Consider the following 18,477-nt stretch of genomic DNA (forward strand, 5'->3'; position numbering starts at 1 on the left):
GATGCGCCACCGCTTCGACCTTCCCGACCGCATCCCCGTCTTTCCGCTGACGGGCGCCGTGCTGATGCCGCGCGCGCGCATGCCGCTGCACATCTTCGAGCCGCGCTACCTGCAGATGCTGGAAGACACGCTCAAGACGCCCCATCGCCTGATCGGCATGATCCAGCCCGAGGGCGACGGGCTGGCCTCGATCGGCTGCGCGGGCCGCGTCGTGGCCTTCTCGGAAACCGATGACGGGCGGATGATGATCTCGCTCGGGGCGGTGTCGCGCTTCCGGCTGCTGGAAACCTTCGAGGGCTTCACCCCCTATCTTCAGGCCGGAATCGACTGGTCCTCGTTCGGCCGCGATCTCGGCGCGCCGGAACAGGATGACGGCCTCGACCGACAGGCGCTCTTTGCGCTCTTGGCGCGCTACATGGAAAGCGAGGGCCTCTCGACCGACTGGGAGGCCGCCGCCCAGGCCGAGGACGAGCTGCTGATCAACTCACTGTCGATGATGCTGCCCTTCTCGGCGGGCGACAAGCAGGCGCTGCTGGAATCGCCCAGCCTGACCGACCGGCGCGAATTGCTGGTCGGCCTGATCGAATTCGCGCTGCATGGCGGCCAGGACGAGGAACGACTGCAATGACCGACACCGCCCCCGGCTTCGACCGCCACATGCTCGAGGCGCTGGTCTGCCCCGTGACCCACACGACGCTTTCCTACGACGCGGCGCGCCAGGAACTCGTCTCGCACACCGCGGGCTTGGCCTTTCCGATCCGCGAGGGGATCCCGATCATGCTGATCGACGAGGCGCGGCAGATCAAGGCCGATGACTGACCCCCTGCCCGACACGCGCCCGGCAGCCTTTCCCCGCGTCTCGGCCCGCAGGCTGGGCCCGGTGGCGCTGCCTCTCTGGGTGCGGTTGGTCATCCTGGCCTGCTGCCTCGCCGAGGGCGCGCTGATCGCGGCCGGCCTCTTCGGCTACCCGGTCGCGCGCCACGCGACGGTGATGCTGGGCGGCTTCTGGTCGCCGGTCTTCTGGCAGGGGATCGGCCTCTATCCCTTCCAGCAATGGGTGATGTTCGCCAGCTACGGCCTCCTGCATGCGGGGCTCTTGCACCTCGCCATGAACATGATCGGCCTCGCCGCCCTGTCGCGCGAATTGATGCGGATGATGCCCACGGGCCGGATGGCGCTGATCTATCTGGTATCGCAGATCGCGGGCGCGCTGGCCTTCGCCTGGTTCGAACCCGCCGCAGGCCCGATGATCGGCGCCTCGGGCGCGGTCTTCGGGATCGCGGGCGCGCTGGTCGTGCAGACGGCGCTGACCCTCAGACGACGCCAGCGCTCGACAGCGCCGCTGGTCCGCGCGGTGGGGCTGATCCTCGGGCTGAACATCGCGCTGTCCTTCGCCATGCCCTCGGTCGCGTGGCAGGCGCATCTGGGCGGCGCGCTGGCCGGAATCGCCCTGACCCTCGCCTTCGCCGCCCGCCGCAAAAGCGCCTGACCCCCGCCCCTTTGCCTTGGCTCAAATATCCTCGGGGGGTCCGGGGGGCGAAGCGCCCCCGGCCTCTCCGCCGGGCGCCTCCTCGACCTCAGAGGGCTCGACCTCCTCCGGCTCCTCCACCCCTTCCATCGCCATCAGCCGCCGCAAGGCGGGGCGGAATGCGTCGGCGGGGGCATCGACCAAAGCCGCGACATCCCCGCCCTCGGTCAGGTGCTCGGCGACGATCCGGTAGCCCAGACCGTGGCCCGACCATTTCCGCATCCTGCCGCGGCCCTGGAACCACTCGCCCATGTCCTGATCGCGCCGCGCCCACAGGGCGGCCGCCTGTTTCAGCATCCCCGATCCGGGCCGCACCTGATCCCAGGGGTCGGCACCACCCAGCAGCTCGGTCACGAAATACCCGGCCAGACCCGCGCCCACCAGCGCCTCACCCAGGGAGCGGTCGGCAGAGGCCGTTTCCAGCCGGGCCAGATGGAACATCTGCCGCACCAGCATGCGCCGGAAATGCTCGGGTTCGACGCGGTCGGGGTCCAGGACCAGCTCGATCACGCCGGGCGCGGGGGCGTGCCCCGCGATCCCCCATTCCGGGATTACCGCATCGCCCCGCCGCAGCACCAGATCGAAACGCGGCAGGTCCAGCCGCGCCGAGACCACTTCGACGACCTCGCGCGCATGGGCGCGGATCTCGGCCATGATCGGGGTCAACGCGCCCCGCGCGTTCAGCATGTGAAGCTGCCAGACGGTCATCGAAGTCTCCCTGGGCGCCGGTTCCCGTGATCAGATCTCGGGAACCAGAACCTCGCGCTTGCCGACATGGTTCGCGGCGCTGACGACGCCCTGCTCCTCCATCTGCTCGACCAGACGGGCGGCCTTGTTGTAACCGATGGCCAGCTTGCGCTGGATATAGCTGGTCGAACATTTCCGGTCGCGCGCCACGATCATCACCGCCTGATCGTAAAGCGCCTCGTCGCCGCTTTCGCCGCCGCCAAGGCCCAGCACCGCGTCGATATCGTCGGCCTTTTCCTCGTCCACGCCCTCGACCACGCCGGACTTGTAGCTGGGCGGACCGAAGGATTTCAGATGCGTCACGACCTCTTCGACCTCTTCATCGCTGACGAAGGGGCCGTGGATGCGGGTGATCCGCGCGCCGTTGCCCATGTAGAGCATGTCGCCCTGACCCAGCAGCTGCTCGGCGCCCTGCTCGCCCAGAATGGTGCGGCTGTCGATCTTCGATGTGACCTGAAAGCTGATCCGGGTCGGGAAGTTCGCCTTGATCGTGCCGGTGATCACATCGACCGAGGGCCGCTGCGTCGCCATGATCAGGTGGATGCCCGAGGCGCGCGCCATCTGCGCCAAACGCTGGATGCAGGCCTCGATCTCCTTGCCCGCGACCATCATCAGGTCGGCCATCTCGTCCACAATCACGACGATATAGGGGAAGGTCTCGGGCTGGAACTCTTCCGTCTCGAAGATCGGCTCGCCGGTATCCTCGTCAAAGCCGGTCTGGACGGTGCGCTTGAACATCTCGCCCTTGGACAGCGCCTCGCGGACGCGGCCATTGTAGCCCTCGATGTTGCGCACGCCCATCTTGGACATCTTGCGATAGCGGTCCTCCATCTCGCCCACGACCCATTTCAGCGCGACGACCGCCTTCTTGGGGTCGGTGACGACCGGGGACAGCAGATGCGGGATGCCGTCATAGACGCTGAGTTCCAGCATCTTGGGGTCGATCATGATCAGGCGGCACTCGTCCGGCGTCAGCTTGTAGAGCAGCGACAGGATCATCGTGTTGATCGCCACGGATTTCCCCGACCCGGTGGTCCCCGCGATCAGCAGGTGGGGCATCTTGGCCAGGTTCGCCACGACCGGATCGCCGCCGATATCCTTGCCAAGCGCCAGCGGCAGGGGCTGCGTGCCGTCGCCGAACGCGCGGGAGGCCAGAATCTCGCGCAGCAGCACCTTTTCGCGCCGGGCATTGGGCAGTTCGATCCCGATCACCGTGCGCCCCGGCACGGTCGAGACACGCGCCGACAGGGCCGACATCGACCGTGCGATGTCATCGGCCAGACCGATCACCCGGCTGGCCTTGAGGCCCGGCGCGGGTTCCAGTTCGTAAAGCGTGACGACCGGGCCGGGGCGGACCTCGGTGATCTGGCCCTTCACGCCGTAATCGTCCAGCACGGCCTCCAGCATCCGGGCGTTCTCCATCAGCGCCTCTTGCGAGATCTGATGCGTGTCGCTGGCCGTAGGCGCGGTCAGCAGCGCCAGCGGAGGCACCTCGTAATCCGGGCCGCTCTCGTCAAAGCGCAGGCGCGGCTCGGCCTCGGCCTGGGCGCTGCGCGAGGGTTCGGCGCGCTTGGCGGGGGCGACGATCTGGCGCGGCGTCTCGGCGCCGAAGGGGCGCGGCTCGGGCTCGGGTTCGTGTTCCGGGACGGCGGCGGGGGCACCGCCGTCGCGGGCCAGACGCGCCGCGACCGCCGCCAGAACCGAGGGCTTGCCCGACCGCTTGGTGATCGCGTCACTGATGCGGCCGCGCAATTCGTCCTGCGTCGGGGCGGGGCCGTGATCGTCATGGTCGATCAGCTCGGGCTCGATCAGTTCGGGCTCGGGCATCTCGGCCTCCAGCTCGAAGGGTTCGGGCGCGCGGCGGCTGCGCGTCGCGGCGGGCTCGACGCGGGGCTGCGGGGCCTCGTCCTCGGGGCGGGCGCGACGCTCGCGCAGGCCCGTGACCAGCGCCTGCGCCCCGGCAAAGGCCGCCAGCGCCATCTGCGCCGCCAGCGCCAGACCCATCACGAAGCGCCGCCACAGGGCGCGCAATTCCGCACGGTCGAAGCCCAGCACAAAGGCCAGGATCGCAACGACGCCCGCCGCCGTCAGCAGACCCGCCAGCCGGATGCCGATCTGCGCCTTGACGGGCATCAGGTTCAGCATGGCGCCCATCACCATGTCGCCGAAATGACCGCCCAGACCATAGGTCTGCTGCCATTCGGGCCCCGGCAGCAGGGTCGAGCAATAGACCGCGGCCAGCGCGACAGCGATCGGCGTGAAGATGCCGCGCATCAGCCGGGCTTCGCCCTTGTGCAGCATCAGCCGCAGGCCCCAGACCACACCCGCCAGCACCAGCACCCATGCCCCGTAGCCCGCGATCATCATCAGCGGCGAAGCGATATAGGCGCCGAAACTGCCCAGAAGGTTCTGCGCCGGTTCGTCCGTCGCCGACAGAAAGCTGGGATCGTCCGAGGACCAGCTGCCCAGGATCATCGCCACGATCACCGCCAGCAGGATCAGGCCTGCGCCCATCAGCTCCTTGCCGCGGCGTTCCAGCGCGGCGCGGGTGGTCTGGTCGAACAGCGGATCACGGTGTTTCGCGTGCCAGCTTGCCATGGCTCAGCCCCTCTCATCCGTCAGAACGTCGACCATGCGGCGCAGGGCCGTTTCGGTCTCGTCGGGGGTGGCGACCAGCGCCACGCGGACGAAACCCTGGCCGGGATTGTGGCCCCCGACCTCGCGCGCAAGATAGGCGCCCGGCAGGACCTGAATGCCCGCCTCGGCCCAGAGCTTGCGGGCAGCAGCCTCGCCGTCAGCCACCGGCAGCCACAGGAAGAACCCGGCCTCGGGCGGCAGATAGCCCGGCATGTTGCCCAGAACCCGGTCCGCGATGGCGTATTTCTGCTGATAAAGCGCGCGGCTGGCCGCGACGTGATCCTCGTCGCCCCAGGCGGCGGCGCTGACGGCCTGCACCGGCAGGGGCAAGGGCGCGCCCGCATAGCTGCGAAGGCGGCGCATCTCGCGGATCTGGGCCACGCCGCCCGCCGCGAATCCCGACCGCAGCCCCGGCAGGTTCGAGCGTTTGGACAGCGAGTTGAACATCACCACCCGGTCGGGCAGGCCCATCGCGGTCGCCACCTGCAAGGCGCCGGGCGGGGGAGTGTCGCGCCAGATCTCGGAATAGCATTCATCGGCGAAGATCAGGAAATCGTGCCGCTCGGCCAGCGTGATCAGCTGTTCCAGATAATCGCGCCCGGCCACAGCGCCCTGAGGGTTGGCGGGCGAGCACAGATAGGTCACCGCCACCCGGTCCAGCAGCGCGGGATCGAGGCCCGCGTAGTCGGGCAGGTTGCCGGTTTCGGGCGTGGCGGGGACAAAGACCGGTTCGGCCTGCACGGCCACGGCCGCGACCGCATAGACCTGATAAAAGGGATTGGGCACCAGAATCGCCGGGCGCTGGCCGTTCTTGCGTTCCGGGCACAGGGCAAGGGCGGCGTTGAACAGCCCCTCGCGCGTGCCGTTCAGCACCATCAGCCGGTCGGGCGCCACGTCCAGATCATAGCGACGCCCCAGCCAGCCGCTGATCGCGCCCAGCAATTCGGGCGTGCCCTCGTTCACCGGGTATTTCGCAAGGCTGCCGATGCTGTCGGCCATCACCTCAGCGACGAAATCGGGCATCGCGTGGCGCGGCTCTCCGATGGTCAGCACGGTGGGGGCGGCGCCCGGCGCCAACCCCGGCGTCAGGTCCGCAAGCAATGCCCGCAGACGCGGGAATGCGTATTCCGGCAGGTTCGAGAACCGCTCGGGGAATGCCATCTCTGCCTCGCTTCGGGGTCTGCGCCCCGTTTTTCCTGAAGGAAACTTTAGCGTGATCGCCGCCTTGCGTCCAGCAAAGAGGCGCCCGCCCCTCAGACCGCCAGCGCGGCCTCGGCCCCGGCGGCGACGCGCAGCAGGTGACGGTCGCGCCCGGCATGGCCCATCAGCGAAATCCCGCAGGCCGGGTGCCCGGTGGGCAGCGTCACGACCGGCAGGCCCAGCAGGTTGCCGATCCGGGTATTGCGCAGCGTCAGCAGGTTGGCGCGCACGAATTCGGCCTGATCGTTCATCAGTCGCTCGACCGGAGGCGGCAGGATCGGCACGGTCGGGATCAGCACGGCGTCGAAGCCGCCCGCGACCTCCTTGACCCATTTGCGGCGGATGCGGGTCAGGCTTTCCCAGCCGGCGACGTATTCCATCGCGCTGGTTTCGGCCCCGCCCCGGAAACGCTCCAGCACCGGGTTCCACATCAGTTCCGGCGCGTCCTCGATCTGGGCGCGCCAGATGCCATAGGCCTCGGGGGCGAACAGCACCGGCGACAGGGCCAGTGCGCGGTCGGTCCAGTCGGTCGTGATATGGGTGATGTGCGCGCCCGCGCGGCCCAGCCTGTCCAGCGCATCGGCAAAGGCGGTGACGGGCGCGGTCTCGGCCCCGTCGAAGGGCGCGCCCTCCAGCACCAGCAGGCGCCGCCCGGCAATCGAGGCCTCTGCCAGATCGGGCGCGGGCTGGTCGGCCATCAGCGCGAAGATTTCGGCGCAATCCTCGACGCTGCGGGCGATGGGGCCGGTCACGTCGAACTTGCGGCAAAGCGGCACGACGCCCTTTTCCGGAACCGCGCCGGGCGTCGGCTTGAAGCCCACAAGCCCGTTCCAGGCCGCAGGCACCCGGATCGAGCCGCCGGTATCCGACCCGATTGCCGCCGCCGCGAGCCCAAGCGCGACCGAAACCGCCGCCCCGGACGAGCTGCCCCCCGGCGCAAGATCCGGGTCCAGCGCATTGGGCGGGGTCGCGGTCATGGGATTGAGGCCAAGCCCCGAAAAGGCCAGCTCGGTCAGATGCGTCTTGCCCAGACAGACCGTCCCGCGCCGCGCCAGCCGCGCCAGCACGATGGCATCCTTGCGCGGCACGCGCCCCTCCAGCAGGCGCGATCCGGCCTCGGTCAGGGTGCCGCCGCTGTCGATATTGTCCTTCCAGCTGATCGCCACGCCGTCCAGCAGGCTGTGGCGGCGTTCCTGCTTGGCGCGGTCATGGGCGGCGACGGCCTCGGACCGGGCACGGGCGGGCGTCAGGCGGGCATAGATGCGCGCGCAATCGGGATGGTCCTTCGCGGCGGCCAGATAGGCCTCGGTCTGGTCGATCGGGTCCAGCAGGCCCGCCATGATGGCGCGCCCCTGCTGCATGGCCGAGGCCCGAAGCCAATCCATGATCAGAAATCCACCGCGATGCCGTTCTTTTCGTAATCGCCGTAGCGCACGGGCTCGGGACCGTCGCGGCCGCCATATTCCTTGGGCAGGATCTGGGCGGCGCGCGCCTTGCGGCGCTCCTCGGCCTCGGCCAGGGCGCGTTGGGCGGCGGGGGGAAGATCGGGCATGGCGTGGCTGGCGTCAGGGGCCGGAACCTCGGTTCTGTCATCGCTCATGGAAAGATCCTCGGAATGGTCGTAAGGGTCTGGGTCAGTCTTGACGAAGATCTAGGTGAAGGAAAGCGTTTTGGCAAAGCCGGGCGGCGATATGGCGCGCAAGGGCGCATTGCGATTGATCCAGGGCGTGCGCGAGGGGCGTTCGCTCTCTGACCTGTCGGGCGCCTTGCGCGCGCTGCCGGTGGCCGAACAGGCCCGCGCCGCGCGGCTGGCCGCCGAGACGCTGCGCCATCAGGGCCGGGCCGATGCCGTCATCGCCGGTCTGGTCGCGCGCAATCCGGCGCCCCAGATCGCGGATGTGCTGCGCCTTGGCGTGGTCGAGATGCTGGAACTGGGCGCGCCCGCCCATGGCGTCGTGGGCGCGGCTGTCGATCTGACGCGGGGCCTCGGCAAACGCGGGCAGGCGGCGGCGGGGATGGTGAACGCGGTGCTGCGCAAGGCATCCACGCATCAGGGTTGGGCCGACCTGCCGCCGCAGCGCCTGCCCGAATGGCTGCGCGAGCCGCTGGCGGACGCCTATGACCCGACAACCCTGCTGGCGATCGAGGCCGCCCATCAACGCGGCGCACCCCTTGATCTGACGCTGAAGCCCGGCGCGACCCCTCCGCCGGGGGCCGAGGAACTGCCGACGGGGTCTTGGCGCCTGCACGGTCCCGTGCATGTCACCGCCCTGCCCGGCTTTGCCGAAGGCGCGTGGTGGGTGCAGGACGCCGCCGCCGCTCTGCCTGTGCGCCTGCTGGACCCGCAGCCGGGCGAGGTCATCGCGGACCTTTGCGCCGCGCCGGGCGGCAAGACGATGCAGCTGGCCGCCGCCGGCGCCCGCGTCACCGGGCTGGACATCAGCGAACAGCGCCTGAAGCGCGTGGCCGAGAACCTGTCGCGCTGCGGCCTTGCCGCCGATCTGGTTGCGGGCGACGCGCTGGACTGGCGGCCTGCCACCGCGCCCGACGCGATCCTGCTGGACGCGCCCTGTTCGGCCACCGGCACCATCCGCCGCCATCCCGACCTGCCCCATATCCGCGACGGCCACGGCATCGCGGAACTGATCGAATTGCAGGCCGCGATGCTGGATCACGCGCTGTCGGTACTGCGGCCCGGCGGTCGGCTGGTCTTTGCCACCTGTTCGCTGATCCCGGACGAGGGCGAGGTCCAGATCGACGAGGCGCTGGCCCGCCACCCCGGCCTGATCGTCGAGCGTCCCGAATTGCCCGGCATCGACCCCGCCTGGATCACCGAAGAGGGCGGCCTGCGCCTGCGTCCCGATTTCTGGGCCGACCGGGGCGGGATGGACGGTTTCTACATGGCGCGGCTGCGAAAGGCGCGCTGAACGGCGCGGGCTGGCGCTGGACCTTCGGGCAGGCTTTCGCTAATCGGGCGGGGAACCAGATCCTCGAGGCCCTCATGACCGACCCCGTCGCCCTCAAGCGTGCGCTGATCTCCGTTTCCGACAAGACCGGCCTGATCGATTTCGCCCGCGCGCTGGATGCGCGCGGCGTCGAGATCCTGTCCACCGGCGGCAGCGCCAAAGCCCTGCGCGATGCGGGCCTGACCGTGACCGACGTGGCCGATGTCACCGGCTTCCCCGAGATGATGGACGGCCGCGTCAAGACGCTGCACCCCAAGGTGCATGGCGGTCTGCTGGCGCTGCGCGACAATCCCGGCCATGTCGCCGCGATGGAGGAACACGGCATCGGCGCCATCGACCTGCTGGTGGTGAACCTCTATCCGTTTGAGGAAACCGTCGCCAAGGGCGCGGGCTATGACGACTGCATCGAGAATATCGACATCGGCGGCCCGGCGATGATCCGCGCGGCGGCCAAGAACCACGGTTTCGTCACCGTGATCGTGGATGTGCAGGATTACGACGCCGTTCTGGCGGAACTTGACGCGAATGGCGGCACGACGCTGCCCTTCCGCCAGCGGCAGGCGCAGATCGCCTATGCGCGCACCGCCGCCTATGACGCGGCCGTGTCGTCCTGGATGGCGGATGCCATCGGCGAGGGAACGCCCCGCCGCCGCGCCTTTGCAGGCACGCTGGCGCAAGGGTTGCGCTATGGCGAGAACCCGCACCAGCAGGCGGCTTTCTATGTGACCGGCGATGCGCGCCCCGGCGTGGCGACCGCCCGGCAGCATCAGGGCAAGGAACTGTCCTACAACAACATCAACGACACCGACGCCGCCTTTGAACTGGTGGCCGAGTTCGATCCAGCGAACGGCCCCGCCTGCGCGATCATCAAGCACGCCAATCCCTGCGGCGTGGCCCAAGGCGCGACCGCGCTGGAGGCCTACAAGCGGGCGTTCGACTGCGACCGGACCTCGGCCTTCGGGGGCATCATCGCGCTGAACCAGCCGCTGGACGGCGCGACCGCCGAGGAGATCGTCAAGATCTTCACCGAGGTCGTCATCGCCCCGGACGCCGACGAGGACGCGCGCCGCATCTTTGCCGCCAAGAAGAACCTGCGCCTGCTGACCACGGGCGGGCTGCCCGATCCGCGGGCGGGCGGGCTGGCCTGGCGGCAGGTCGCGGGCGGGCTGCTGGTGCAGGGCCGCGACAACGGCCATGTGGCGCGCGCCGATCTGAAGATCGTGACCGAGCGTCAGCCGACCGAGGCCGAACTGGCCGACCTGATGTTCGCCTGGACGGTGGCCAAGCACGTCAAGTCGAACGCCATCGTCTATGCCAAGGACCGCGCGACCGTGGGCATCGGCGCGGGCCAGATGAGCCGCGTGGACAGCACCCGCATCGGGCGCCGCAAATCCGAGGACATGGCCGAAGTGCTGGGCCTTGCCGAACCCCTGACCAATGGCGCGGCGGTGGCCTCGGACGCGTTCTTCCCCTTTGCCGACGGGATCGAGGCGCTGGCGGCAGCAGGCGCCAAGGCCGTGATCCAGCCCGGCGGCTCGATGCGCGATGACGAAGTGATCGCGGCGGCGAACAGGCTGGGTCTGGCGATGGTGCTGACCGGCCAGCGGCATTTCCGCCACTGATGGCCGCGCCGGCGAAACCCCTGCGCGCCTCCGCGCGCAAGCCCGCCACCCCGCGCAAACGCGCGCCCAAGGGGCATCAGCGCGCCGACATGCGTCTGGTCGCTTGGGTCGCGGCGGTGATCTTCGTTCTGGATCAGGCGCTGAAATACTGGGTCGTGCATGTCCTGCAACTGGACCGGGTGCGCGCCATCGACGTCTTTCCGCCCTGGCTGAACCTGCGCATGGCGTGGAATCAGGGCGTGAATTTCGGGCTCTTCGCCTCGGATCAGGAGGTGATGCGGTGGGTGCTGATCGGCATTGCCGTGGTGATCTGCCTCTGGGTCTGGTTCTGGGTGCGCCGCAGCGCCTCGGGGCGGCTGGCGCGGATCTCGGCGGGGCTGCTGATCGGCGGGGCGCTTGGCAATGTGATCGACCGCATCCTTTATGGCGCGGTGGCCGATTTCCTGAACATGTCGCTGCCGAACTGGCAGAACCCCTACAGCTTCAACGTGGCGGACATCTCGATCTTTGCGGGCGCAATCGGGCTGGTCCTGATCCCGCAGCCGCAGCCCGAGCCGCCGAAGAAGCCGCGAAAACCCCGCGCGCCCCGGACCCAGCCCGCAGTCGCGCCCGATCAGACCACGGGCGCGCCCGACGAACAGCCCCGTGACGGGGACGGAAAATCCGGCTAGAACGGGCGCAAAGGACCAGAGGGGCAGGACATGCGGGCATATGCGCTGATGATCGGACTGGCGGCCGCGACGATTCTTGCGGGCTGCTCGGGCGATGGCAGGCTGATGAACATTCGCGCGGGGCAGACCTCGCCGGATGAGTTCGCGATCCTGCCCACGCGGCCCCTGTCGATGCCCACCGATCTGGCCGTGCTGCCGACGCCCACGCCGGGCGGCGCGAACCTGACCGACCCGAACCCCCAGGGCGACGCCGTGGCGGCCTTGGGCGGAAACCCGGCGCGGCTGGCCGATCAGGGCATCGGCGCGGCCGATCAGGCGCTGGTTGCCCATGCCTCGCGGCTGGGGACCGACCCCTCGATCCGGGCGACGCTGGCGGCGGCGGACCTGCGCTGGCGCGAGCGCAATGCGCGCCGTCCCTTCGAGGTGCTGTTCAACACCACCGTCTATCAGCGGTCCTATGCGCCGATGGCGCTGGACCAGCGGGCCGAATTGCTGCGCTGGCAGCGCGCGGGCGCCGTCACGCCGACATCGCCCCGGCCGCAAGCCGACTGACCCCCGTGGACCAGCCGCTCGATCCCGCGGCGCCGGATTTCGGCGCCGATCCCTGGCCCGCCTATGCCCGCCTGCGGGCGATGCCCGGCCTGCCCTATTGGCAAGCCTTTGACGGGCATCTGGCCAGCCGGATGGAGGATGTCCGCGCCATTGCGCTGGACCGGCGGATGGTGCGCTCGGCGGCGGCCTTCCTGCCCCCGGACGAGGTGCGCCGCCTTCAGGTCGCGGGCAATTTCCACGACATGCCGTTCCATGAACGCTACGTTCAGACCTCGATGCTGGAGGTGGACGGCCCCGATCATGACCGCCTGCGCCGCGCGGTCTTTCCGTTCTTCACCAAGACAAGGCTGGAAAGCCTGCGCGGCTTCGTCACGGACTGGGTCGCCCGCGAACTGACGCCGCTGATCGGCGCGGGACCGGTGGATTTCATCGAATCGCTGGCCGCGCATCTGCCGGGGCAGGTGATCGGCCATCTGATCGGCACCGACCCTGCGCTGGCCTCTCAGATGACCACCTGGTCCGAGGATGTCGTCAGCTATTTCGACATCGACCGCAGCGCCGCCAAAAAGGCCCGCGCCGAGGAAGCCACGCGCCTTTTCGCGGAACTGCTGGAGGATCTTTACGCCGCCCGCCGCGCCGCCCCCTGCGACGACCTGATGAGCGCGATGATCGGCGCCGAGGCCAAGGGCCTGCTGACCCATGACGAGCTGATCGCCACGATCATGCAGATCCTGCATGCCGGGCATGGCTCGACCATCGACGTGATCGGGTCGGGGCTGAACGCGCTGATCGGGCATCCCGACCAGATGGAGGCCCTGCGCGCCGAGCCCGCGCTGATGCCGCAGGCCGTGCAGGAGATGTTCCGCCATTCCGCGCCCCTGCCCTTTTTCCACCGCTACGCGTCCGAGGATCTGACGATCTGCGGGCAGGACTGGCCCAAGGGGACGAAGTTCGGGCTGCTTTACGCCAGCGCGAACCGCGATCCGGCGGCCTTTGCCGATCCCGACCGGCTGGACATCCGGCGCAGGCCGAAGGTGCATCTGGCCTTTGGCGCGGGCGCGCATGTCTGTCTGGGCAACAATCTGGCGCGGCTGAACATGGAGGTGCTGTTCTCGGCCCTTCTGGCGCGGACGCGGGCGATCGAACCGGCAGGCCCGGTCCTGTGGAAGACCGGCCTTCAGGCCCACGGCCCGCGCAGCCTGCCACTGACCCTGACCGCCTGAAGCCGTCCCGGGCAGGGGCGAAAGCCCGCCCCCATCGAGGGGCCGGGCCTTCGCGGGCTTCGCCCCCGCGCCCATCAGGCCGAGGCGCCGACACATTCGCTTGAGACCGGGTTGCGCCCGGGTCGCGACGGGTCCAGATTTCCAACCGGAAAGAGGAGGTTGGATCACAGATGCCCCGCCCGATGCTGCCCCGCCCCGTGCCCGTCCTGCCGCTGATCGCCGGCCTGACCCTGTTCGCCGCCCCGGCCATGGCCGATCTGGCCGAAGGCGTCACCCATTTCACCCTGCCCAACGGCCTTGAAACCGTGGTGATCGAGGATCGCCGCGCCCCGGTCGTCGTGCAGATGGTCTGGTACCGGATCGGCGCCGCCGACGAGGAACCGGGCAAGTCCGGCATCGCGCATTACCTGGAACATCTGATGTTCAAGGGCACGGATACCCTTGGGCCGGGGGAATTCTCGCGCATCGTGACGACCAATGGCGGCAGTGACAATGCCTTCACCTCGTGGGATTTCACCGCCTATTTCCAGCGCATCGCCAGCGACCGCCTGCCGATGGTGATGGAGATGGAGGCCGACCGCATGGCGAACCTCAGCATCTCGGATGATGACTGGCTGGCAGAACGCCAGGTCGTCCTGGAGGAGCGCGCGCAGCGGGTGGACAGCGACCCTCGCGCGCTGTTCGCCGAGGAACTGAACGCGGTTCTCTACGACAACCACCCCTATGGCCGCCCCATCATCGGCTGGCGCGACGAGATCGAGGCGCTGACGCTAGACGACGCGAATGCCTGGTACGACGCCCATTACGCGCCCGACGCGGCGATCCTGATCGTGGCGGGCGACGTCTCGGCCGACGAGGTGCGCGCCCTGGCCGAGGAGCATTACGGCCCCATACCCGCGCGCGGCGACATCGCCCCCCGCCTGCGCCCGCAGGAACCGCCCAAGCGCGCCGACAGGCGGCTGGAAATGTCCGATCCCCGCGTGCCGCAGCCGTCGATGACGCGGCGCATCCTGGCCCCCGCGCGCGAGGCGGGCGACCAGCGGCAGGCGGCGGCGCTGACGGTGCTGGCGGAACTGCTGGGCGGGTCGTCGCAGACCTCGGTTCTGGGGCGCGAACTGGTCCTGCCGGGCAAGGCGCTGTTCGCCGGTGCGCGCTATGACGGCCTGTCGCTGGATGCGACCGATTTCGCCTTGTCGCTGGTCCCCGCCGACGGCGTGACCCCGGCCGAGGCCGAGGCCGCGCTGGACGCCGTTCTGACGCGTTTCCTTGAGGATGGCCCCGACCCCGCCGATCTGGAGCGGGTCCGCACGCGGATCAGGGCATCGGAAATCTATGGCCGCGATTCGGCCCATGCCCGCGCCTATGATTTCGGGCAGGGCCTCTCGACCGGGCTGAGCGTGCAGGACGTGCTGGACTGGCCGCGCATCCTTGGCGAAGTGATCGAAGAGGACGTGATGCAGGCCGCCCGACTGGTGCTGGACCGCCCCGGCAGCGTGACCGGCTGGCTTCTGCCCGAGGCGCCCGACCCGGACAGCCTGGCGGCTGACCTGCCTGCCGCGCTGCCCGCCCCGGAACCCCCCGCAACGATCGAACCCGAGGTGCAAGGATGATCCGCGCCGCCCTTTTCACGCTGTTCGCGGCCTTTGCCCTGCCCGTCCAGGCGATCGAAATCCAGGAAGTCACCTCGCCCAAGGGGATCGACGCCTGGCTGGTGCAGGATGACAGCATCCCCTTTGTCGCGGTCGAGTTCCAGTTTCGCGGCGGGGCCAGCATGGATGCGCCCGGCAAACGCGGCGCGGTCAACCTGATGACGGCGCTGCTGGAAGAGGGCGCCGGCCCCCGCGACGCCACGGCCTTTGCCCAGGCGGTCGAGGATCTGGGCGCGAGCCTGTCCTTTTCGGCGGGCGACGACACGGTGAATGTCAGCCTGCGCGCCCTGACCGAGACGCGGGACGAGGCGGCCTCGCTTCTGGCCGAGGCGCTGAGCCAGCCGCGTTTCGACGATGCCGCGGTGGAACGCGTGCGCGCGCAGGTTCTGGCGGTGATCCGGTCCGAGGCCAGCAACCCCAACGCCCTTGCAGCGCAGGAGCTGGCGCGGCAGGCCTGGGGCGATCATCCCTATGGCAGTTCGGCCAATGGCACGGCCTCCAGCGTTCAGGCGCTGACCCGGCCCGATCTGGTGGCGGCCAAGAACCGGGTTCTGGCACGCGACCGGGTGGTCGTGGCTGCGGCGGGCGACATCTCGTCCGAGGATCTGGGCCTGCTGATCGACAAGATCCTGGCCGGCCTGCCCGAACAGGCGACCGCCCCCCTGCCCGACCCGGTCGAGCCGGCGCTGACCAGCGGCGTGACCGTGATCGATTGGGACAGCCCGCAGACGGTCGTCAGTTTCGCCGGGCCGGGCATCGCCATTGACGACCCGGATTACTTCGCGGCCTTTCTGGCCAACCACATCCTGGGCGGCGGCGGGTTCAGCTCGCGCCTGATGGAGGAGATCCGCGAGAAGCGCGGCCTGACCTATGGCGTCGGCACCGGGCTTTCGACGGGGCTTTACGGCCAGACCTGGCGCGGCGGCATGGCCAGCGCCAATACCACCGTGGCCGAGGCGGTCGAGCTGATCCGCGCCGAATGGGCGCGCATGGCCGAGGGCGTGACCGAGGACGAGCTGACCAATGCCAAGACCTATCTGACGGGCGAATACGCGCTGCGCTTCGACGGGAACGGGCGGATCGCCTCGATTCTGGCGGGGATGCAGCTGATCGGGCTGCCGGTCGATTACATCGAGACCCGCAATGACCGCGTCGAGGCCGTGACTGCCGAGGATGTGCGCCGTGTGGGGGGCGAATTGCTGGACCCTGACCGGCTGCGCTTCGTGCTGGTCGGGCGCCCCGAGGGGATCGAGGGCGACGACCTGCCGCTGGCGGCGGAATAGCCGGCCCTCCGGGCCGGCGGTGGCGCCGCGGCCGGCACGCCGGCCGACCGCGGCGCGGTTGCGCCCGGGGGGCGGGGCGAATCTCTGGCAGGCTGGCGGGGGAAATGCTAGATATGGGGGCATGAACACCCACACCCCCCATATCCGGCCCGTCATCCGTCAACTGGACGAGGCCACGGCGAACCGCATTGCGGCGGGCGAGGTGGTCGAACGTCCGGCCTCGGCTGTCAAGGAACTGGTCGAGAACGCGCTGGATGCCGGGGCTGCACGCATCGACATCACCATCGAGGAAGGCGGGCGCCGCCTGATCCGCGTCGTCGATGACGGTTGCGGCATGACGGCGGACGACCTGCCTCTGGCCCTGTCGCGCCATGCGACCAGCAAGATCGACGGCAGCGACCTTCTGGCGATCAACAGCTTCGGCTTTCGCGGCGAGGCGCTGCCCTCGCTTGGCGCGGTGGGGCGGCTGGTCATCACCTCGCGCGCGCGGGGGGCGGATGCGGCCCAGATCGCCGTCACCGGGGGGCGCGTCGCGCCGGTGCGGCCCGCGGCGGGCAATCCCGGCACGGTGGTCGAATTGCGCGACCTGTTCTTTGCCACGCCCGCACGGCTGAAATTCCTGCGTTCGGACCGCGCCGAGACGCAGGCCGTGGCCGAGACCGTGCGCCGCTTGGCCATGGCCGAGCCCTTTGTCGGCTTCACCCTGACCGCCGACGGGCGCGAGGTCTTTCGCGCCGATGCCGAACAGGGCGAGCTGTTCGGCGCGCTGACCACCCGGCTGACCCGGATCATGGGCGCGGATTTCATCGACAACGCGCTGCCGCTGGACGCCACGCGGGACGAGATCACGCTGACCGGCTTTGCCGCGCTGCCGACCTACTCACGCGGCGCGGCGGTGGCGCAGCATGTCTATGTGAACGGCCGCCCGGTCCGCGACAAGATGCTGACCGGGGCCTTGCGCGCGGGCTACATGGATGTTCTGGCGCCCGGGCGCCATCCGGCGGCGGTGCTGTATCTGGCCTGCGATCCGCAACTGGTCGATGTGAACGTCCACCCCGCCAAGGCCGAGGTCCGGTTCCGCGATCCACAGGCCGCGCGCGGGCTGGTGGTCAGCGCGCTGCGGCATGCGATGGCGGGGGCGGGGCATCGCGCCTCGGCCACCTTGGGGACTGCGGTGGCGGATGCGTTCCGCCCCGAGACGCCCGCGACCCACACCCCCCCGACATGGCAGGCGCCGCTGCCCTCGGCCCCGGCGATCCGGGCTGCGCAAGAGGCGCAGGCGCCGCTGCTGGCATCGGGCTTTGCCGAGGCCAGCGCCTCGGCCCGGCTGGAGCCGGTCAGCGAGGCCCCGGCGGATGCGCCACTGGGTGCGGCGCGTGCGCAGATCCACGAGAATTACATCATCGCCCAGACCGCCGACGGGATGATCATCGTCGATCAGCACGCCGCGCATGAACGGCTGGTCTATGAGCGCCTGAAGGCCCAGGCCGCCAGCCGCAGCATCACCACGCAGGCCCTGCTGATCCCCGAGATCGTCACCCTGTCCGAGGCCGACGCGACCCTGATCCTGTCGCTGGCCCCCGATCTGGCCGAACTGGGGCTGGCTATCGAGCCTTTCGGCCCCGGCGCCATTGCCATCCGCGAAATGCCCGCGCTGCTGGGCCGTCTGGACGGGGCGGCGCTGATCCGCGACATCCTGGATGATCTGGCCGATCAGGGCGTGTCCGACCGGCTGCGGGGGCGGATCGACGCGGTCCTGTCCTCGATGGCGTGCCACGGCTCGGTGCGGTCGGGCCGCCGGATGAGCGCGGACGAGATGAACGCCCTGCTGCGCGAGATGGAGCGAACGCCCCGGTCAGGCCAGTGCAACCATGGCCGCCCCACCTGGGTCAGGCTGGGCCTGTCGGATATCGAGCGTCTTTTCGGCCGGAAGGATTGACCCGCGCCGCCCCCGGCGCGACACTGGCGCGAAGGGAGGTGCGACATGCTGCAAATCGCCACCGACAAGATCGCCCATGTGATCATCCGCGCCCGCGACTATGACAGCGGGGTCAACGCCTGGGCCCATCAGGGCAGCCGTCGCCAGCACGGCACCCGCACCGAATTGCACGATTTCATCGATTCGATGAACGATGACGAACAGGCCAGTCTGGTCGCGGTCATGTGGATCGGACGCGACAGCTTCGAGCCCGAGGAACTGGCCGAGGCCATCGCCACCGCCCGCGCCGAGCGCACCACCCCGACCGCCGATTACCTGATGGGCGAGCCGCGTCTGGCCGATCTGCTGGAGGCCGGGCTGGAGGCGCTTGGCATCTCGCCCGAAGATGCCGAGGACGCGCTGCAAAAGCCCGTCTGATGCGAAAACCCCGCGCCCTGAGGGCGCGGGGTCCGGCATTGTC

17 protein-coding genes are annotated in these 18,477 nt (G+C 69.6%); 12 read left to right on the forward strand and 5 right to left on the reverse strand.

Annotated features, from left to right (window positions below):
- The first annotated feature begins 1 nt into the window (after position 1).
- From ACTZWU_RS00135 to ACTZWU_RS00145, 3 genes are read left to right on the forward strand one after another with little or no spacing between them, the layout of a single operon-like run.
- Positions 2–628: an LON peptidase substrate-binding domain-containing protein gene (locus ACTZWU_RS00135; RefSeq protein WP_444735321.1), complete on the forward strand. Its 627-nt coding sequence runs from the start codon at positions 2–4 to the stop codon at positions 626–628.
- Entirely contained in the window at positions 625–819 is a 195-nt protein-coding gene (locus tag ACTZWU_RS00140; RefSeq protein ID WP_444735322.1) for a Trm112 family protein, read from the forward strand. Before ACTZWU_RS00135 ends, ACTZWU_RS00140 begins: the two co-directional genes overlap by 4 nt.
- The gene (locus ACTZWU_RS00145) at positions 812–1,489 is read left to right on the forward strand and encodes a rhomboid family intramembrane serine protease (RefSeq protein WP_444735323.1); all 678 of its coding nucleotides are present in this window, start codon (positions 812–814) and stop codon (positions 1,487–1,489) included. The genes ACTZWU_RS00140 and ACTZWU_RS00145 overlap by 8 nt, the downstream gene beginning before the upstream one ends.
- A 21-nt stretch (positions 1,490–1,510) precedes the next feature.
- Here ACTZWU_RS00145 and ACTZWU_RS00150 read toward each other — a convergent pair whose 3' ends face one another.
- The 5 genes from ACTZWU_RS00150 to ACTZWU_RS00170 form a co-directional block, all read right to left on the reverse strand.
- A complete protein-coding gene (locus ACTZWU_RS00150) occupies positions 1,511–2,236 on the reverse strand; it encodes a DUF2268 domain-containing putative Zn-dependent protease (protein WP_444735324.1) in 726 nt (241 codons plus the stop codon).
- Between the two features lie 30 nt (positions 2,237–2,266).
- Complete coding sequence (locus ACTZWU_RS00155; RefSeq protein ID WP_444735325.1) at positions 2,267–4,873, reverse strand: DNA translocase FtsK; 2,607 nt, start codon at positions 4,871–4,873, stop codon at positions 2,267–2,269.
- A gap of 3 nt (positions 4,874–4,876) precedes the next feature.
- On the reverse strand, positions 4,877–6,073 hold the full coding sequence (locus ACTZWU_RS00160; protein WP_444735326.1) for an aminotransferase class I/II-fold pyridoxal phosphate-dependent enzyme: 1,197 nt from the start codon (positions 6,071–6,073) through the stop codon (positions 4,877–4,879).
- 92 nt (positions 6,074–6,165) lie between these two features.
- Complete coding sequence (locus tag ACTZWU_RS00165; protein ID WP_444735327.1) at positions 6,166–7,497, reverse strand: amidase; 1,332 nt, start codon at positions 7,495–7,497, stop codon at positions 6,166–6,168.
- 2 nt (positions 7,498–7,499) lie between these two features.
- Positions 7,500–7,712, reverse strand: a complete 213-nt coding sequence (locus tag ACTZWU_RS00170; protein ID WP_444735328.1) for a DUF1674 domain-containing protein — start codon at positions 7,710–7,712, stop codon at positions 7,500–7,502.
- A gap of 91 nt (positions 7,713–7,803) precedes the next feature.
- Here ACTZWU_RS00170 and ACTZWU_RS00175 point away from each other — a divergent pair, with 91 nt between their 5' ends.
- The 9 genes from ACTZWU_RS00175 to ACTZWU_RS00215 all read left to right on the forward strand — a co-directional run bounded on the left by ACTZWU_RS00175 (position 7,804) and on the right by ACTZWU_RS00215 (position 18,434).
- Positions 7,804–9,039, forward strand: coding sequence for an RsmB/NOP family class I SAM-dependent RNA methyltransferase (locus ACTZWU_RS00175; RefSeq protein ID WP_444735872.1), 1,236 nt, complete (start codon positions 7,804–7,806; stop codon positions 9,037–9,039).
- A gap of 74 nt (positions 9,040–9,113) precedes the next feature.
- Positions 9,114–10,700, forward strand: coding sequence for a bifunctional phosphoribosylaminoimidazolecarboxamide formyltransferase/IMP cyclohydrolase (purH, locus tag ACTZWU_RS00180; protein WP_444735329.1), 1,587 nt, complete (start codon positions 9,114–9,116; stop codon positions 10,698–10,700).
- Entirely contained in the window at positions 10,700–11,371 is a 672-nt protein-coding gene (gene lspA, locus ACTZWU_RS00185) for a signal peptidase II (protein WP_444735330.1), read from the forward strand. The genes purH and lspA overlap by 1 nt, the downstream gene beginning before the upstream one ends.
- Positions 11,372–11,401: 30 nt before the next feature.
- Positions 11,402–11,923 carry a DUF3035 domain-containing protein gene (locus ACTZWU_RS00190; protein ID WP_444735331.1) on the forward strand — a complete coding sequence of 174 codons (522 nt, stop codon included), beginning with the start codon at positions 11,402–11,404 and terminating at the stop codon, positions 11,921–11,923.
- A 5-nt stretch (positions 11,924–11,928) separates the two neighbouring features.
- Entirely contained in the window at positions 11,929–13,146 is a 1,218-nt protein-coding gene (locus tag ACTZWU_RS00195) for a cytochrome P450 (RefSeq protein ID WP_444735332.1), read from the forward strand.
- 170 nt (positions 13,147–13,316) lie between these two features.
- Positions 13,317–14,756 (forward strand): M16 family metallopeptidase, encoded by a 1,440-nt coding sequence (locus ACTZWU_RS00200; RefSeq protein ID WP_444735333.1) that lies wholly within the window; start codon positions 13,317–13,319, stop codon positions 14,754–14,756.
- On the forward strand, positions 14,753–16,078 hold the full coding sequence (locus ACTZWU_RS00205) for a M16 family metallopeptidase (protein WP_444735334.1): 1,326 nt from the start codon (positions 14,753–14,755) through the stop codon (positions 16,076–16,078). Before ACTZWU_RS00200 ends, ACTZWU_RS00205 begins: the two co-directional genes overlap by 4 nt.
- 121 nt (positions 16,079–16,199) lie before the next feature.
- Positions 16,200–18,017 carry a DNA mismatch repair endonuclease MutL gene (gene mutL, locus ACTZWU_RS00210; RefSeq protein WP_444735335.1) on the forward strand — a complete coding sequence of 606 codons (1,818 nt, stop codon included), beginning with the start codon at positions 16,200–16,202 and terminating at the stop codon, positions 18,015–18,017.
- 45 nt (positions 18,018–18,062) lie between these two features.
- Positions 18,063–18,434 carry a DUF3775 domain-containing protein gene (locus ACTZWU_RS00215; RefSeq protein ID WP_444735336.1) on the forward strand — a complete coding sequence of 124 codons (372 nt, stop codon included), beginning with the start codon at positions 18,063–18,065 and terminating at the stop codon, positions 18,432–18,434.
- Positions 18,435–18,477: the final 43 nt, after the last annotated feature.

The organism is Paracoccus sp. NSM, assembly GCF_052379855.1.
GTDB lineage: Bacteria > Pseudomonadota > Alphaproteobacteria > Rhodobacterales > Rhodobacteraceae > Paracoccus.

Bases quoted from the DNA above. Each gene is read 5' to 3' on its own strand.
- ACTZWU_RS00135 (WP_444735321.1), top strand. From the start codon at position 2: ATGCGCCACCGCTTCGACCTTCCCGACCGCATCCCCGTCTTTCCGCTG.
- ACTZWU_RS00140 (WP_444735322.1), top strand. From the start codon at position 625: ATGACCGACACCGCCCCCGGCTTCGACCGCCACATGCTCGAGGCGCTG.
- ACTZWU_RS00145 (WP_444735323.1), top strand. From the start codon at position 812: ATGACTGACCCCCTGCCCGACACGCGCCCGGCAGCCTTTCCCCGCGTC.
- ACTZWU_RS00150 (WP_444735324.1), bottom strand. From the start codon at position 2,236: ATGACCGTCTGGCAGCTTCACATGCTGAACGCGCGGGGCGCGTTGACC.
- ACTZWU_RS00155 (WP_444735325.1), bottom strand. From the start codon at position 4,873: ATGGCAAGCTGGCACGCGAAACACCGTGATCCGCTGTTCGACCAGACC.
- ACTZWU_RS00160 (WP_444735326.1), bottom strand. From the start codon at position 6,073: ATGGCATTCCCCGAGCGGTTCTCGAACCTGCCGGAATACGCATTCCCG.
- ACTZWU_RS00165 (WP_444735327.1), bottom strand. From the start codon at position 7,497: ATGGATTGGCTTCGGGCCTCGGCCATGCAGCAGGGGCGCGCCATCATG.
- ACTZWU_RS00170 (WP_444735328.1), bottom strand. From the start codon at position 7,712: ATGAGCGATGACAGAACCGAGGTTCCGGCCCCTGACGCCAGCCACGCC.
- ACTZWU_RS00175 (WP_444735872.1), top strand. From the start codon at position 7,804: ATGGCGCGCAAGGGCGCATTGCGATTGATCCAGGGCGTGCGCGAGGGG.
- purH (WP_444735329.1), top strand. From the start codon at position 9,114: ATGACCGACCCCGTCGCCCTCAAGCGTGCGCTGATCTCCGTTTCCGAC.
- lspA (WP_444735330.1), top strand. From the start codon at position 10,700: ATGGCCGCGCCGGCGAAACCCCTGCGCGCCTCCGCGCGCAAGCCCGCC.
- ACTZWU_RS00190 (WP_444735331.1), top strand. From the start codon at position 11,402: ATGCGGGCATATGCGCTGATGATCGGACTGGCGGCCGCGACGATTCTT.
- ACTZWU_RS00200 (WP_444735333.1), top strand. From the start codon at position 13,317: ATGCCCCGCCCGATGCTGCCCCGCCCCGTGCCCGTCCTGCCGCTGATC.
- ACTZWU_RS00205 (WP_444735334.1), top strand. From the start codon at position 14,753: ATGATCCGCGCCGCCCTTTTCACGCTGTTCGCGGCCTTTGCCCTGCCC.
- mutL (WP_444735335.1), top strand. From the start codon at position 16,200: ATGAACACCCACACCCCCCATATCCGGCCCGTCATCCGTCAACTGGAC.
- ACTZWU_RS00215 (WP_444735336.1), top strand. From the start codon at position 18,063: ATGCTGCAAATCGCCACCGACAAGATCGCCCATGTGATCATCCGCGCC.